This is a genomic window from Streptomyces hokutonensis (assembly GCF_042751305.1).
Lineage (GTDB): Bacteria > Actinomycetota > Actinomycetes > Streptomycetales > Streptomycetaceae > Streptomyces > Streptomyces hokutonensis_A.
Window position 1 is genome coordinate 59,490 of sequence record NZ_JBHYWD010000036.1, and the last position, 14,354, is coordinate 73,843.

General features: G+C 71.2%; 14 protein-coding genes. 10 read left to right on the forward strand and 4 right to left on the reverse strand.

Annotated elements, in window-relative coordinates:
* Nucleotides 1–55: 55 nt before the first annotated feature.
* Nucleotides 56–1,915, reverse strand: a complete 1,860-nt coding sequence (locus ACFXC1_RS48185) for an AAA family ATPase (RefSeq protein ID WP_381255946.1) — start codon at nucleotides 1,913–1,915, stop codon at nucleotides 56–58.
* Nucleotides 1,916–2,348: 433 nt separating this feature from the next.
* Nucleotides 2,349–2,969: a uridine kinase family protein gene (locus ACFXC1_RS48190; protein WP_381255949.1), complete on the reverse strand. Its 621-nt coding sequence runs from the start codon at nucleotides 2,967–2,969 to the stop codon at nucleotides 2,349–2,351.
* 216 nt (nucleotides 2,970–3,185) lie between these two features.
* Between ACFXC1_RS48190 and ACFXC1_RS48195 the strand changes: the two genes are divergently transcribed.
* From ACFXC1_RS48195 to ACFXC1_RS48210, 4 genes are all read left to right on the forward strand, one after another.
* Nucleotides 3,186–4,538 carry a peptidase C39 family protein gene (locus ACFXC1_RS48195; protein ID WP_381255951.1) on the forward strand — a complete coding sequence of 451 codons (1,353 nt, stop codon included), beginning with the start codon at nucleotides 3,186–3,188 and terminating at the stop codon, nucleotides 4,536–4,538.
* Between the two features lie 101 nt (nucleotides 4,539–4,639).
* Nucleotides 4,640–4,786, forward strand: coding sequence for an SCO1431 family membrane protein (locus ACFXC1_RS48200; protein WP_381255953.1), 147 nt, complete (start codon nucleotides 4,640–4,642; stop codon nucleotides 4,784–4,786).
* Between the two features lie 65 nt (nucleotides 4,787–4,851).
* Nucleotides 4,852–5,511, forward strand: coding sequence for a TetR/AcrR family transcriptional regulator (locus ACFXC1_RS48205; protein WP_381255956.1), 660 nt, complete (start codon nucleotides 4,852–4,854; stop codon nucleotides 5,509–5,511).
* A gap of 229 nt (nucleotides 5,512–5,740) precedes the next feature.
* Nucleotides 5,741–6,922, forward strand: a complete 1,182-nt coding sequence (locus tag ACFXC1_RS48210) for an acyl-CoA dehydrogenase family protein (protein ID WP_381255958.1) — start codon at nucleotides 5,741–5,743, stop codon at nucleotides 6,920–6,922.
* Here the strand turns inward: ACFXC1_RS48210 and ACFXC1_RS48215 are convergent.
* Nucleotides 6,876–7,124 (reverse strand): hypothetical protein, encoded by a 249-nt coding sequence (locus tag ACFXC1_RS48215; protein WP_381255961.1) that lies wholly within the window; start codon nucleotides 7,122–7,124, stop codon nucleotides 6,876–6,878. The genes ACFXC1_RS48210 and ACFXC1_RS48215 overlap by 47 nt on opposite strands.
* A 141-nt stretch (nucleotides 7,125–7,265) precedes the next feature.
* On the opposite strand from ACFXC1_RS48215, the gene ACFXC1_RS48220 reads away from it, so the two are divergent.
* Both ACFXC1_RS48220 and ACFXC1_RS48225 read left to right on the forward strand, forming a co-directional pair.
* On the forward strand, nucleotides 7,266–8,366 hold the full coding sequence (locus tag ACFXC1_RS48220) for an Rv3169 family protein (RefSeq protein ID WP_381255964.1): 1,101 nt from the start codon (nucleotides 7,266–7,268) through the stop codon (nucleotides 8,364–8,366).
* Between the two features lie 12 nt (nucleotides 8,367–8,378).
* Nucleotides 8,379–9,473, forward strand: a complete 1,095-nt coding sequence (locus tag ACFXC1_RS48225; RefSeq protein WP_381255967.1) for a phosphotransferase family protein — start codon at nucleotides 8,379–8,381, stop codon at nucleotides 9,471–9,473.
* Nucleotides 9,474–9,483: 10 nt separating this feature from the next.
* On the opposite strand, the gene ACFXC1_RS48230 is transcribed toward ACFXC1_RS48225, so the two are convergent.
* A complete protein-coding gene (locus ACFXC1_RS48230) occupies nucleotides 9,484–9,918 on the reverse strand; it encodes a hypothetical protein (protein ID WP_381255970.1) in 435 nt (144 codons plus the stop codon).
* A gap of 269 nt (nucleotides 9,919–10,187) precedes the next feature.
* Here ACFXC1_RS48230 and ACFXC1_RS48235 point away from each other — a divergent pair, with 269 nt between their 5' ends.
* The 4 genes from ACFXC1_RS48235 to fxsA all read left to right on the forward strand — a co-directional run bounded on the left by ACFXC1_RS48235 (nucleotide 10,188) and on the right by fxsA (nucleotide 14,257).
* Nucleotides 10,188–10,628 (forward strand): Lrp/AsnC family transcriptional regulator, encoded by a 441-nt coding sequence (locus ACFXC1_RS48235; protein ID WP_043683290.1) that lies wholly within the window; start codon nucleotides 10,188–10,190, stop codon nucleotides 10,626–10,628.
* Nucleotides 10,629–10,675: 47 nt separating this feature from the next.
* Nucleotides 10,676–12,277, forward strand: coding sequence for an amidohydrolase (locus tag ACFXC1_RS48240; RefSeq protein ID WP_381255973.1), 1,602 nt, complete (start codon nucleotides 10,676–10,678; stop codon nucleotides 12,275–12,277).
* A gap of 534 nt (nucleotides 12,278–12,811) precedes the next feature.
* Nucleotides 12,812–13,624, forward strand: coding sequence for a polyprenol monophosphomannose synthase (locus ACFXC1_RS48245; RefSeq protein ID WP_381255975.1), 813 nt, complete (start codon nucleotides 12,812–12,814; stop codon nucleotides 13,622–13,624).
* A 72-nt stretch (nucleotides 13,625–13,696) separates the two neighbouring features.
* Complete coding sequence (fxsA, locus tag ACFXC1_RS48250; protein ID WP_381255978.1) at nucleotides 13,697–14,257, forward strand: FxsA family membrane protein; 561 nt, start codon at nucleotides 13,697–13,699, stop codon at nucleotides 14,255–14,257.
* Nucleotides 14,258–14,354 lie beyond the last annotated feature (97 nt).

A 14,354-nucleotide genomic window follows, 5' to 3' on the forward strand; every position in this document is an offset into this window, starting at 1 on the left:
ACAACGCACCCGCACTCGCGAACGAACAACAGCCACCTGAGTCAGTGCGTACCGCTCAGCCCTCCGCAGGCCCCCGCCCCGACAACACCTCTCCATACGCCTGCATCAGATCCGGCAACCGCAGAGTCGACAGGTCGTCCCGCGACAACATCCCGGGATACACCGACAACCGCAGATCCCGGTACGCGCAGCTCTTCTCATACAGGGTCCGCAGGAACCGCCCGTTCCCGAGCTCGTCGATCCACCCCTGATCCACCACATGCCCGGCGATGGACCGCAGCTCGTCCAACGCCTCCTCGTCCCACACGTCCCCGTTCTCCGCGGCCAACACCTCACCGATGGAGGTGAGTTCGAGAGGCCGGTACGAGGGAAAGTCGACGCGCGTGGTGAAGCGGGACGACAGCCCGGGGTTCGCGGCGAGCAACCGGTCCATGCCCTCGGGATAGCCGGCCAGTATCACCACCAGGTGATCGCGGTTGTCCTCGGCCCGCTTCAGCAGCACCTGCAACGCCTCGTCGCCGTACGCGTCGCCCTTGCCGTAACCGGAGTTGGAGAGCGAGTAGGCCTCGTCGACGAAGAGCACGCCACCGATCGCGGAGTCGATCAACTCGTTGGCTTTCACGGCTGTTTGGCCGAGGTACTCACCGACGAGATCGGCCCGCTGCGCCTCGACGAGATGGTCGCCGCCGAGCAGCCCGAGGGCGTAGAAGACGCGGCCGAGTATGCGGGCCACGGTGGTCTTGCCGGTGCCCGAGGGACCGGAGAAGACGAAGTGCCGTTTCGGCGGCTGGACCGGCAGTCCCTGCCCGGCACGCAGCCGGGCCATGTTCAACTGGGCGGACAGCGCCTTGACCTGTCGCTTGACCGGCTCCAGCCCCACCATGCGCTCAAGCTCGTTGAGTGCCTCCTCGAGTAAGACGGGGTCGGTGGGACCGGTGGGCAGCGGCGGCACCGGCACCGAGGTCTTCTCGCGCACCGAGTCGGCCGCCGAGGCCAGCGGCCCGGTCGGCGGAAGGCCGGGCTCCGACAGCTTCAGATCGCGCCCCTCCGCGCCGAACAGCGGATCGAGCCCGTCGGGGCTCTCCAGCGCGTCCTGGCCGCCGGAGAGCGTGATCGCCGCGAGGTCGGTCACGTCCTCGGAGCCGTCGTACCCGTCGGAGTCGGTGATCGCGGCGAGCCGCGCCGAGGTGTCCATGAACGCGGGGTCGACGCGGTGCACCGCCCGGTAGAGGGGAAGCGCGGCGGCACTGCGGCCGGTGCCCTCGTGGGCCCGCGCCAGCCAGTACCGCAACTCCTTGCGCTGCGGCTGTTCGCTGCGACAGCGCATCAGCGCGGAGGACAGCAGCGGCTCGGCCTGGCCGTACATCTCAAGGCGTACCCGGGCCATCCCGCCGAACAACCCGGCCTCGATGCCCAGGAGTTGGTCGTTCAGCAGCGGATCGGTGTGCCGGACCAGCTGCTCCCAGTCCTTGACCAGATAGGCGCGGCAGGCGTGCAGGAAGCGGACCTGGTGGTCGGTGTCGACGGGCGGCAGTCCGGCCAACGCGCGGTCCAGTTCGGGCACATGGCGGCCGTCCAGCCAGTGCGAGGCGTGCGCGAGCAGCAGATCACGCGGACTCTCCAGCACGGGCTGGACCCACCAGCCAAGCCAGTACCAGGAGTTGAGCGTACGGCGGTGTCTGGTGCGCTGTTCCCCGAAGCGTTCCCGGTGCCGGTACATCCGCAGCAGCGCGGTGGTGGTGTCGACGCGCAGCGCGTGCAGTCCGAGCCAGCCGTCGGCCATCCCGGGATCCATCCGTACCGCGGTGCGGAACTCCTCCTCCGCCTGCGGATAAGCGCCCATCGTGTAGGCGTCCACGCCTCGCAGCCACGCGAGGTCGGCCGGGGCCTCGGGGCCCTGCGTGCCGAAGTCCATCACGTCCCCCCACAAACCGTGCCCCCGTTGATTCGCCGCCGGGCCGGCGCCCGTCGGCATTCTGGGTCGAACCGCTGTGCCGCGGACGGGAGTTGCCGTGGTGCGCGAAGCAGCCGTCCGTTGGTCGCACCCTGGGCATCGTACCTGCGGGGGAGTCGCCCATCGAAGGGTGCCGCACAGGCCGTTTGGCGAGGTGGGAGCAGATGGGGCGCACTCGGGCCGGTGACCCAGGGTGAGCAAATCACGGCTCGTAGCGGCCGGAAAAGAGGCTGAGAGCAGAACGAAGCCCCCGATCACGGGGGAACAACCGGGGGCTTCGCGACTCTGGGCGGCTCCGAACGGCCGCACATTCAGAACGTAAGACCTGTACGGCCCCTGGGTCAAGCCGAGTTGAGGCACTCAGGCAAGTTCACGCAGGACGGTCTTCACAAGTTCAGCACACTGCGGGCGGTTCGTCACGGTGGGTGATTTCGTGGTCCGGTCCAATCGTCCCGGAGGGCCCCGGCAGCACCTCGTACCCCTTCAGCAACTGCCGTACCAGGAGGTCCGCGTGCGGTCGCGAAGGGTCCTCGGCGAAGTGTTCCCGTTCCGCCTCGACCCACCCGTCCCAGAAGTCCCGTTGCTCACTTCCGTCCCGCAGCCGTCCCCGTGCCCAGGACTCGTCCCGGGGCAGCTCCATCCACAGCAGCCGCGCGAGGAACGGGCGTACCGCCCGGCGTCCGGCGCCGACGCCCTCGATCAGGACCACGGGCGCGGGCGGCAGCGCGCGGGGTGTTCCGAAGCGTCGGGTGTGCCAGTCGTAGGGGGCGTAGTGGGCGGTCCCGCCCTGGCCGAGCGGGGTGATCACCTGGCTCAGCAGCCGGTCGGTCCAGCCGAACAGCTCGTCGTGCGTGGCCAGGTCGTCGAGGTGCAGCACGGGCGCCCCGCCCAGGGCCGCGGCCAGCCGTCCGGCGAACGTGGACTTCCCGGACCCGGCGTGCCCGTCGACCCCGACGAGCCGGACCGGGCCGCAGGACGGGGGCAGGCGGCGGAGCCGGTGGGCGAGGTCGTGCATGAGGGGTCCCGGGAGGTCGTGGGTGATGCCGCAGGTCGCCGGGACAGTCTAGGGAGCGGTGGCTCCCGCCCCAGGTCATGCCAGTGGTCGATACCAATATTGGTGGGTGTGGCGAGGTTCGAAGTGCTGGCAGCGGGGAGCCGCGTGTGCCCATAGTGGGCGCACATCCGTCCATTGGATCTGTCCCGACTCGGAACACCCGGGGGTCTTCCGCCCATGAGCAGAGCCGAACAACCGTCCCGCAGAGCCGTCCTGGCCGCCGCGGTCGCCGCCGCCGTCGTGAGCGGGTCCGCCCCCGCTGCCGCCGACACCGGCGCAGCCGACTCCGACCCGGCCCCGACCCTGGTCGACTACCACGCATGGACCACCTACGCCGACTGGTGCCGCGGCACCGCCAAGGGCACCCGGGCCGTCGCGGGCCTCCGCCCCGGCCTCGTCATCGGCGCCGCCCTCGGCAGCGTCGACTACACGGACCCGCACACGGGCAGGACGGCGAGCTGGGAGTACGCGACCTGGACGTCCCCCGTCCACAAGCTCTCCGTCCCCGCGACGGAGGCCATCGCCTCCTGGAACGCGCACACCCCCGCCGGCACCTGGATCCAGGTCGAACTGCGCGGCACGTACTCCGACGGCACGGACACCCCCTGGTACGTGATGGGCCGCTGGGCCGCCGGCGACCAGGACATCAGGCGGACCTCCGTCGACGGCCAGAAGGACGGCAGGTCCGCCGTCTGGACGGACACCTTCGCGATCGACGACGCGACCACGGGCCTGCGCCTGGCGTCGTACCGGCTGCGCCTGACCCTGTACCGCAAGCCCGGCACCGGGCTCACCCCCACCGTCTGGCGGCTCGGCGCGATGGGCTCCGACATCCCCGACCGCTTCACCGTCCCGGCCTCGACGCCCGGACTCGCCGGGGAGCTGATCGTCCCGCGCTACTCGCAGGAGATCCACACCGGCCAGTACCCCGAGTACGACAACGGCGGCGAGGCCTGGTGCAGCCCCACCTCCTCGCAGATGATCATCGAGTACTGGGGCGGTCGCCTCACCCCGGAGCAACTGGCCTGGGTCGACCCGGCCTACGCCGACCCGCAGGTCGACAACGCGGCCCGCTTCACCTACGACTACCAGTACCAGGGCTGCGGCAACTGGCCGTTCAACGCGGCCTACGCGGCGACGTACCAGGACCTCCAGGGCGTGGTCACCCGGCTCGGCTCGCTCACCGACCTGGAGACGCTGATCACGGCGGGCATTCCGGCCATAACGTCGCAGTCGTTCCTCAGCAGCGAGCTGACCGGCGCGGGGTACGGCACGGCCGGCCATCTGATGACCGTGATCGGCTTCACCGCCGCCGGCGATGTGATCGCCAACGACCCCAACTCGCCCAGCGATCCGGCCGTCCGCCGCGTCTACAAGCGCCGCGAGTTCGAAAATATCTGGCTGCGCACCAAGCGGTACAACGCCTCCGGCAATCTCTCCTCCGGTACCGGCGGCGTCTGTTACCTCTACTTCCCGGCGCAGCCGACCGCCCGCCAGCGCACCGCACTCGCGGCGGTGGGTGTGTGCTGACGCGGAGCCTGTGACCAAGGTCTCCGACTCGAAAGACGATATGGATGGCAAGGTGGACAGAACGGGGGAGTCCACCGCACATCCGACCTCTGTGAGCCACCATGACCGCACACTCGGCCGGCGCCGTCCGCGCCCGCACCCGCACCGGCGGCCCCAAGGGCGACGGCCCGAAGATCGTCGAACACGTCATGGGCTGGACCCTCGTCGTGGTGATCGCGATGCTCGTGACCCAAATCGGCCTGCTGTGACCTGACGCATAGTTGACCTGCCATACTGCGGTTGACCAAGCCCAGTTGGAGAGCCAGAGTCGAAATTGGAAATCAGTCAGCAGCGTGACGTAGCGCGTCCCCGGGCGCGCGGTACCGAGCGTTCCTTGGCGCGCCGCGCCGAACTCATCACCATCGGCCGGAAGTTGTTCGCCGACACGTCATACGACGCGCTGTCCATGGACGACATCGCGCGGCAGGCCCATGTCGCCAAGGGGCTGATCTACTACTACTTCCAGTCCAAGCGCGGCTACTACCTGGCGATCATCAACGACTCCGTCGCCGACCTGGTGACCTTCGCGGCGAGCGGCTACGAACTGCCCCAACTGGACCGCGTACAGCGCACGATGGACAGCTATCTCCGCTGGGCCGAGCACAACCAGGCCGCCTACCGCACCATCGTCAGCGGCGGCGTCGGCTTCGACACCGAGGTGCACGCCATCCGCGACGGCGTCCGCGCGGCCATCGTCGAGACCATCGCCGCCGGGGCCTACGGCCGCAGCGACATCTCCCGACTCGCACGCATGGGCCTCTTCGGCTGGGTGTGCAGCGTCGAGGGCGCGACCCTGGAGTGGATCAGCGGCCCCGACCTCTCCCGCGAGACGATGCGCGAGCTCCTCGTGAAGACCCTCGGCGGCACCCTGCGCGCCATCGAGGAACTGGACCCGACGTACCCGGCGCCGGCCCCGGCCCGCCGGGACGGCTGAGCGGGCGCTCCCGACCGGTTCCGGACGACCGGGTTATTCTCGAAGTGAGCGGTCGTTAACTGGTGACGGCAGACCTCCGATCGGGCATACTCACAGCGCAGAGTCGCTGGTCAGCCGCTTCCGAGACCCGGGAGCGGGAGCAGCGGCCGTACCCGTGCGATATCCGGCGCAGGCGCCTCGACCCCAGGCGTACGCCCGCCGATGTCCCGACAGGGAGGAGAGCGTCGCCATGCCCGACCGCGCCCCGCAGCCGGTGGACCGGCAACTGCCCACGGACGAGGCCCGGGATCTGATCTCGCTGGTCCGCGACATCGCGCAGCGTGAGATCGCCCCGAGGGCGGCCGAGGAAGAGGACGCCGGACGCTTCCCGCGCGAGGTCTTCACCCTGCTCTCCGAGTCCGGACTGCTCGGCCTGCCGTACGACTCCGAGTACGGCGGCGGCGACCAGCCGTACGAGGTCTACCTCCAGGTACTCGAAGAACTCGCGGCGGCCCGCCTCACGGTCGGCCTCGGTGTCAGCGTCCACTCCCTGTCCTGCCACGCGCTGGCCAACTACGGCACCAAGCAGCAGCAGGTCGAACACCTGCCCGAGATGCTCGGCGGCGGACTGCTGGGCGCCTACTGCCTCTCCGAGCCGTCCTCCGGCTCCGACGCGGCCTCCCTGCGCACCAGAGCCGTGCGCGATGGCGACGAGTGGGTGATCGACGGCACAAAGGCCTGGATCACACACGGCGGGATCGCCGACTTCTACACGGTCATGGCCCGCACCGGCGAGGACGGCCCGCGCGGGATCAGCGCCTTCCTGGTGCCCGGTGACGCGCCCGGTCTGAGCGGCGCGGCGCCGGAGAAGAAGATGGGCATGAAGGGCTCGCCCACCGCCCAGGTCCACTTCGACGGCGTCCGGGTCTCCGACGAGCGGCGCCTCGGCGAGGAGGGCCAGGGCTTCGCGATCGCCCTGTCCGCGCTGGACTCCGGGCGGCTCGGCATCGCGGCCTGCGCGATCGGCGTGGCCCAGGCGGCGCTGGACGAGGCGGTGGCGTACGCGACCGGACGGCAGCAGTTCGGGCGGCCGATCTCCGACTTCCAGGGGCTGCGCTTCATGCTCGCCGACATGGCCACCCAGATCGAGGCGGGCCGGGCGCTCTACCTCGCGGCGGCCCGGCTGCGCGACGCGGGCCGGCCGTTCGCCAAACAGGCGGCGATGGCCAAGCTGCACTGCACCGACACCGCGATGAAGGCCACCATCGACGCCGTCCAGGTGCTCGGCGGCTACGGCTACACCGCGGACTTCCCGGTCGAGCGCTACATGCGCGAGGCCAAGGTCCTGCAGATCGTCGAGGGCACCAACCAGATCCAGCGCATGGTCATCGCCCGCCACCTAGCGGGTCCCGAGGTCCACCGAACTGGCTGAGCCCGACCGGCGGCGCCGCCAGCCGCACCCACTCCGGGTCGTGCCGCCCCGGCAGGGTGCGGCCCCGGTCGGCCCAAGTCCGCATGAGATCACGGTAGATGGGCGGATCCTGCGGCTGCGGCGGCGCCAGCGGAACCGATTCTGCGGGTGCGGGGACGTAGATCCGGCGCTGACGCCCGGTCGGCGCATATGTGGGGGTCATACCAGGGCAACGTAAGAGCCCGCCGACAGGTCACCGGCGCGGGAAATCGAGCGTGAGTTCACCGGCGTACGGCTCTCGCCTCTGGCCACCGCACGCCACCTGACGTACCGTCACCTCCACTGTCTCCAGGGGAGGTTAGCCGTGGCAGACGACCGTCCCGTGCCCCTCGACGAGTACCCCGTGCACCAGGTCCCCCTGTCGATGAAGCACGTCGCGACCGGCGACCGGAACGCCTACGACCGCTGCATCTTCCACGTCCTCGACCACGAGGGCCGCGCCCTGCTCATCCTCGGCCTCGGCGTCTACCCCAACGTCGGCGTGATCGACGCCTACGCCACCCTCCGCACCGGCGACACCCTGCACGCCGTCCGCGCCTCGGACGCCCTCGGCGACGACCGCATGCACCTCGCGGTCGGCCCGCTGCGCATCGAGGTCGAGGAGCCACTCCGCCGGCTGCGCCTGCGCTGCGACGACAACTCCCTCTCGTACGACCTCACTTGGACCGCCGAGTTCCCCGCGCTCTGGGAACCCCACCACGTCCAGTACCGCGGCGACCGGCTCACCCTCGAAGGGCGCCGCTTCGTCCAGGCGGGCGGCGTGGAGGGCGTGATCCGCGCCGGTGACGAGGAGTTCCGGGTCACCGCAGACGGCTGGACCGGTACCCGTGACCGCAGTTGGGGCGTGCGGCCCATCCCCGGCGAGGAGGGCGGCCGGCTCGCCGCGGACCACCCGACCGAGGGCTTCCACTGGATCTGGTGCCCGGTCCGCTTCGAGGACCGCTTCCTCATGGTGATCGTCCAGGAGGACGCCGACGGCCACCGCACCCTGAACGAGGCGACCGTCGTCCGCCCCGGCCACCGCGACCGCCAACTCGGCTGGCCACAGGCCGAGATCACCTACCGCCCCGGCACCCGCCACCCCGAGCGCGCCCTCATCCACCTCGGGGACACCCGCAAACCGCAGGAACTCGAGGTAGAGATCCTGACCTCCTCACCCCTGGCCATCGGCGCCGGCTACCCACCCGCCGACGACTGGCAGCACGGCACCTGGCAGGGCCGCGAATGGCTCGACCGCCGCAGCTACGACCTCACTCACCCCGCCCCGCTCACCGCCTACGGAGTCACCGACCACGCGGCCCGCTTCCGCCTCGACGGCCAGGTGGGCCACGGGATCTTCGAGCACGGCTCCTTCGGCCGCCACGACCCGAGCGGCTTCACCGGCTTCGACTCGGTTGCCCCGTAGGGGAGTTGACACATGGCCACGGCACCCCGCCCGCGCACCACCACCCGCGACCCCGAGGAACTCGCCCACCGCCTCACCGCCTGGCTCGACACCCGCCTGCCCGGCGCCAAGGCCGTCGACATCAGGGTCCCCGCGTCGAACGGCATGTCCAGCGAGACCCTGCTCTTCGACATCGAACACCCCGAACCACCCTTGCGGGCCTGCGCGTTGAGACTCGCGGCCGACCCTGCGGCGTACACCGTCTTCCCGGTCTACGACCTGCCGCGCCAGTTCCGCACCATGCGCCTGGTCGCCGACCGCACGGACCTCCCGGTACCGGAGGTCCGCTGGCTGGAGGAGGACCCGGACCCGCTCGGCGCCCCGTTCTTCGTGATGGAACGCGTGGAGGGGCGCGTACCGCCGGACGTCATGCCCTATACGTACGAGGGCAATTGGCTGCACGCGGCGACCGACGCGGAGCGCGAGCGTCTGGAGGCCGCCTCGATCGGACTGATCGCCCGCCTGCACGACCAAGTCCCTCTTCCCGAGGCCGAGTTCCTCACCCTCCCCGGCGAGGGCGACGCGCTCGGCCGCCACGTCGCATCCCAACGCGCCTACTACGAATGGGTCGTTGACGGACTCGCCCGCTCACCGCTCATCGAGAGCGCCTTCGACCGGCTGACGGAGCTCTGGCCGGCCGACCCCGGCGAGACGGTCCTCAACTGGGGCGACGCGCGCATCGGGAACGTCGTCTACGACGGGTTCGACCCCGTCGCCGTCCTCGACTGGGAGATGGCGGCACTCGCCCCGCGCGAGGTGGACCTCGGCTGGACCGTCTATCTGCACCGCTTCTTCCAGGACCTCACGGCGGCCTTCGGGCAGCCGGGGCTGCCGGAGTTCTTCCGCCGGGACCGGGTGGAGGTCCGGTACGCCGAACTCACCGGCCACACCCCGCGCGACATGGACTTCTACACCCTGTACGCGGCCCTGCGGCACGCGATCGTGATGCTGCGCATCGCCTACCGGCAGGTGCACTTCGGGGAGACGGCCGTCCCGGCGGACCCGGACACACTGATCCTGCACCACGGCAGCCTGCGGGCCATGGTGCAGGGCAGCTACTGGGATTGAGCGAGAGCGCTCAGGCGGCGCGGCGGATGTCGGGCACCCGCATCGGACGCGAGCTGGGGCCACCGACGTGCGAGAAGGGCTGCGTCCGCCAGTCCAGGCCCTGAGGGAGCGTCAACAGCAGCGCGGTGTCCTGCTCCTGGGGTTCCGCGGACTCGTCGGCGGACCGGGCGTCGGACGCCTCGCGGCCCGTGCCGGCGCAGACCGTCAGCCCGAACGGGTTCCACGGCGAGGCGCACAGCGCGTGCTCCGGCAGGACCTCCTCGTCCGCGAGGAGCGCGATGGGCTGCACGCAGTCCGGGCAGATCACCCGGTACATCTCGAAGGTGTCGTACTCGTCGAGCTCGTCGGCCTCGAAACCGTCGGGTTCGACGCCCTCCGGCTCGGAATCGACGACGAGCTGCGGCCGCTTGGGCGCGGTGCGTCCAGGGCGCTTAAGACTCTGCATGGGTTTCTCCCCCTACTGGGCTGGGCCGTGAAGGCGCTGCGGCCTCGACCACAGCAAGCACTTCCCGTCCGGTCTCCGCGGTAATCACGAGAACATCACGGAGACGGTCCAGGACCTGTGGCGTTCGTCACATGCCGCCCGCAGATGCCCGTGGCGGCGGTTTTGTCCCCGGCAGACTCACAGACTGCGCTCCGCCACATCACGAACCGGGTATGACCTGCGCCGCTGAGCTATCCGAGGAGATCAGCGGCCATGTAAGTTCTTGCGCCATGGAGGAGCTGGACCGACAAATCGTGCAGCTGCTCGTCAAGGACGGGCGGATGAGCTACACAGACCTGGGCAAGGCCACGGGCCTGTCCACGTCGGCCGTGCACCAGCGGGTGCGCCGGCTTGAGCAGCGTGGCGTCATTCGCGGGTATGCCGCGGTCGTCGACCCGGAGGCGGTGGGTCTGCCCATGACCGCCTTCATCTCGGTGAAACCGTTCGACCCCAGCGCCCCCGACGACATCGCGGACCGACTCTCCGGCGTCCCCGAGATCGAGGCCTGCCACAGCGTCGCCGGCGACGAGAACTACATCCTCAAGGTGCGGGTCTCCACCCCGCACGAACTGGAGGAGCTGCTCGCCCGGCTGCGCGGCCTGGCCGGCGTCTCGACCCGCACCACGGTGGTCCTCTCGACGCCGTACGAGGCACGCCCGCCGCGTATCTGACCGACCTGCGTGCGGGGCCGCGCGGGCGAGGCGCGAGACTGTTCCCCATGAGTGAGCGCACCCCCGAACCGGCCACCCTCCTGCTCCGCCGCGGCGAAGTCCACAGTCCCGCCGACCCCTTCGCGACCGCGATGGTCGTGGAGCGCGGCCAGGTCGCCTGGGTCGGCTCCGAGGGCGCCGCCGACGCGTTCGCGGACGGTGTCGACGAGATCGTCGACCTGGACGGCGCACTGGTCACCCCCGCGTTCACCGACGCACACGTGCACACCACCGCGACCGGCCTCGCGCTCACCGGTCTGGGCCTCTCCGACGCGCCCTCCCTGGAGGCGGCCCTCTCCCTCGTCCGGGACTTCGCCGCCGCCCGCCCCGCCGACCGCGTCCTGCTCGGCCACGGCTGGGACGCCGCCCGCTGGCCGGGAGGCCGCCCGCCGACCCGCGCCGAACTCGACGCGGCGACCGGCGGACGCCCGCTCTACCTCTCCCGCATCGACGTCCACTCCGCGGTCGTCACCACCGCCCTGCTCGACCTGGTCCCCGGCTTCGACGCCCCGGACGGTCCACTCACCGCCGACGCCCACCACACCGTCCGCGCCACCGCGCTCGCCGCCATCACGCCGGAGCAGCGCGTCGAGGCCCAGCGCACCGCCCTCGCCCACGCGGCCTCCCTGGGAGTCGGCTCGGTCCACGAGTGCGCCGGGCCCGACATCTCCTCCGAGGACGACTTCACGGGCCTGCTGCGGCTCGCCGCCGAGGAGCCCGGGCCGCGCGTCGTCGGCTACTGGGCCGAGCAGGACGTCGCGAAGGCGCGGGAGCTGGGCGCCGTAGGAGCGGCCGGGGACCTCTTCGTGGACGGGGCGCTCGGGTCGCACACCGCGTGTCTGCATCAGCCGTACGCCGACGCCGGGCACACCGGGATCGCCTACCTCGACGCGGACGCCGTCGCCGCCCATGTCGTCGCCTGCACCGAGGCGGGCCTCCAGGCGGGCTTCCACGCCATCGGGGACGCCGCCGTGACCGCCGTGGTCGAGGGCGTCCGGGCGGCCGCCGAGAAGGTCGGTCTGGCCCGCGTCCGCGCCGCCCGGCACCGCGTCGAGCACGCCGAGATGCTCACCCCGGAGACCATCGCGGCCTTCGCCGAACTGGGCCTGACCGCCTCCGTGCAGCCCGCCTTCGACGCGCTGTGGGGCGGCGAGGAGGGCATGTACGCCCAGCGCCTGGGCGCCGAACGGGCGCGTGCCCTGAACCCCTTCGCGGCTCTGCTCCGGGCCGGGGTGCCGCTCGCCTTCGGATCCGACAGCCCGGTCACCCCGGTCGACCCCTGGGGCACGGTCCGCGCCGCCGCGTTCCACCGGACGGCCGAACACCGCGTCTCCGCGCGGGCCGCGTTCACCGCACATACGCGGGGCGGCTGGCGGGCCGTAGGACGGGACGACGCGGGTGTTCTGGTCCCCGGCGCGCCCGCCGACTACGCAGTCTGGCGGACCGACGCCCTGGTCGTGCAGGCGCCCGACGACCGGGTCGCGCGCTGGTCGACCGACCCGCGCTCCGGCACACCCGGACTGCCCGACCTGACGCCGGGCGGCGACCTTCCGGTATGTCTGCGGACCGTCGTGGGCGGACGGACGGTGTTCGTACGGCCGGGCGAGTGATCTCCCGGGGTGGCGCGCTCCCGATCCGCGCCCGCCGCCCCGTCGCGCGACCTGCGCATCCTCTGCCCTGACCAGCCAGTTGATGGGGAAAGCGCAGATCAGACGGCTGTTGACAGTTGGGCGCAGGGGGCCGGTAGGTTCGTCCGAGTCCACCACCGGACGCCCGACCGGGGAACCTCCGAACAATCGCCGAAGCGCCGCTGGGTCAGGGACGGTGTGCCGCACCGGGGCACCGCCACTGGGAGCCAGGCTCAGCGCCCGCGCCACGGCGAGGGAACGTTCCGGCCGGTCGGCTGGTGTGACCCGGGTGGGGCCCGGACGTCCAGTAGACAACGGCTTTGGTCGACCCGCAGCCGGCGGGTCCCAGGTCGGCCCGAAGGGCGCCGGGCCCCCATCCGCAGCACATCAGTGCCCAAAAGGCACAGTCTTACCCCGTTCTTGTCGAATCGACACCACCGTACGAACGACGTGGCACGTCATCCCAGGCGGCGGCCACTATGGTGGACGCCTGCGTACGGACATGAAGGGGCAGTAGTGAACGACGGCGACGGAGCCCTCGCGGCACAGGCCCAGGGGCGGAACTTCGGCCCGCTCGGCACGGCCTTGGTGATCATTCCGACCTACAACGAGGCGGAGAACATCAAGTCCATCGTCGGGCGGGTGCGAAAGTCGGTCCCCGAGGCTCACGTCCTCGTGGCCGACGACAACAGCCCCGACGGCACGGGCAAGCTGGCCGACGAGCTGGCGGCCGAGGACGAACAGGTCCAGGTGCTGCACCGCAAGGGCAAGGAAGGCCTCGGTGCCGCCTACCTGGCAGGCTTCCGCTGGGGCATCGACAACGGCTACGGCGTCCTCGTCGAGATGGACGCCGACGGCTCCCACCAGCCCGAGGAGCTGCCCCGGCTGCTCACCGCCCTCAAGGGCGCGGACCTGGTGCTCGGTTCCCGCTGGGTGCCCGGCGGCCGGGTGGTGAACTGGCCGAAGTCCCGCGAGTTCATCTCCCGGGGCGGCAGCCTCTACTCGCGCGTGGCGCTCGACCTGCCGCTGCGCGACATCACCGGCGGCTACCGCGCCTTCCGCAAGGAGACCCTCGAAGGCCTCGGCCTGGACGACGTGGCCTCTCAGGGCTACTGCTTCCAGGTCGACCTGGCCCGCCGCGCCGTCAAGGCCGGCTACCACGTCGTCGAGGTCCCCATCACCTTCGTGGAGCGCGAACTCGGCGACTCCAAGATGAGCCGCGACATCCTCGTCGAGGCCCTGTGGCGGGTCACGACTTGGGGCGTGGGGGAGCGGATCGGCAAGCTCCGCGGCCGGGGCAAGCCCGGAGGAAAGCCGTCACAGCCGTAGCCCCACAACCTCACAGGCCTCGTTGATCGTCCCCTTATCCCGCACTGAGCCGGGCCCAGGCACACTGGACGTATGACGACTGGCGCATCCACCCGTTCCGCCGCCGCCCGGCCACCGCGTTCCCGGCTGCGTACGTTCCTGCCGCTGGGCATCGCCGCGTGGCTGGTGCTGGAGATCTGGCTGCTGACCGTGGTGGCGGGCGCGTCGAGCGGTCTTACGGTCTTCCTGCTGCTGCTCGCCGGGTTCGTGCTCGGCGCGGTGGTGATCAAGCGGGCGGGCCGGCGGGCCTTCCAGAACCTGAGCCAGGCCGTGCAGCAGGGCACCGCACCGGCCAGCGGCGGTGGCAGCGGCCTGATGATGCTGGGCGGCCTGCTGCTGATGATCCCGGGGCTGATCTCGGACGCGGCAGGGCTGCTTCTGCTGGTCCCGCCGGTCCAGCGGGCGCTGGGGCGCTACGCGGAGCGCACGGTCGAGCGGAAGCTGCGCAGGGCCGCCCCCGGCACCCTCGGGGACGCCTTCCAGCAGGCCCGGATGCACCGCCCGGACGGCAAGGTCGTCCAGGGCGAGGTCATCACCCGGGACGAGCCCGGCGGTGACACCCCGCAGGGCCCGCGCCCGCCGCTCACCCGCTGACCGGGAGACGGACAGGCAAAAGCGCGGGCGCCGTACATGTTCGTACGGCGCCCGCGCTTACTTGCTTGTGCCACTTGCGTGTGCGGTAGAACCGCTC

Coding starts and splice junctions, on each gene's coding strand:
- ACFXC1_RS48185 (WP_381255946.1), bottom strand. CDS start 1,915: ATGGACTTCGGCACGCAGGGCCCCGAGGCCCCGGCCGACCTCGCGTGG.
- ACFXC1_RS48190 (WP_381255949.1), bottom strand. CDS start 2,969: ATGCACGACCTCGCCCACCGGCTCCGCCGCCTGCCCCCGTCCTGCGGC.
- ACFXC1_RS48195 (WP_381255951.1), top strand. CDS start 3,186: ATGAGCAGAGCCGAACAACCGTCCCGCAGAGCCGTCCTGGCCGCCGCG.
- ACFXC1_RS48200 (WP_381255953.1), top strand. CDS start 4,640: ATGACCGCACACTCGGCCGGCGCCGTCCGCGCCCGCACCCGCACCGGC.
- ACFXC1_RS48210 (WP_381255958.1), top strand. CDS start 5,741: ATGCCCGACCGCGCCCCGCAGCCGGTGGACCGGCAACTGCCCACGGAC.
- ACFXC1_RS48215 (WP_381255961.1), bottom strand. CDS start 7,124: ATGACCCCCACATATGCGCCGACCGGGCGTCAGCGCCGGATCTACGTC.
- ACFXC1_RS48225 (WP_381255967.1), top strand. CDS start 8,379: ATGGCCACGGCACCCCGCCCGCGCACCACCACCCGCGACCCCGAGGAA.
- ACFXC1_RS48230 (WP_381255970.1), bottom strand. CDS start 9,918: ATGCAGAGTCTTAAGCGCCCTGGACGCACCGCGCCCAAGCGGCCGCAG.
- ACFXC1_RS48235 (WP_043683290.1), top strand. CDS start 10,188: ATGGAGGAGCTGGACCGACAAATCGTGCAGCTGCTCGTCAAGGACGGG.
- ACFXC1_RS48240 (WP_381255973.1), top strand. CDS start 10,676: ATGAGTGAGCGCACCCCCGAACCGGCCACCCTCCTGCTCCGCCGCGGC.
- fxsA (WP_381255978.1), top strand. CDS start 13,697: ATGACGACTGGCGCATCCACCCGTTCCGCCGCCGCCCGGCCACCGCGT.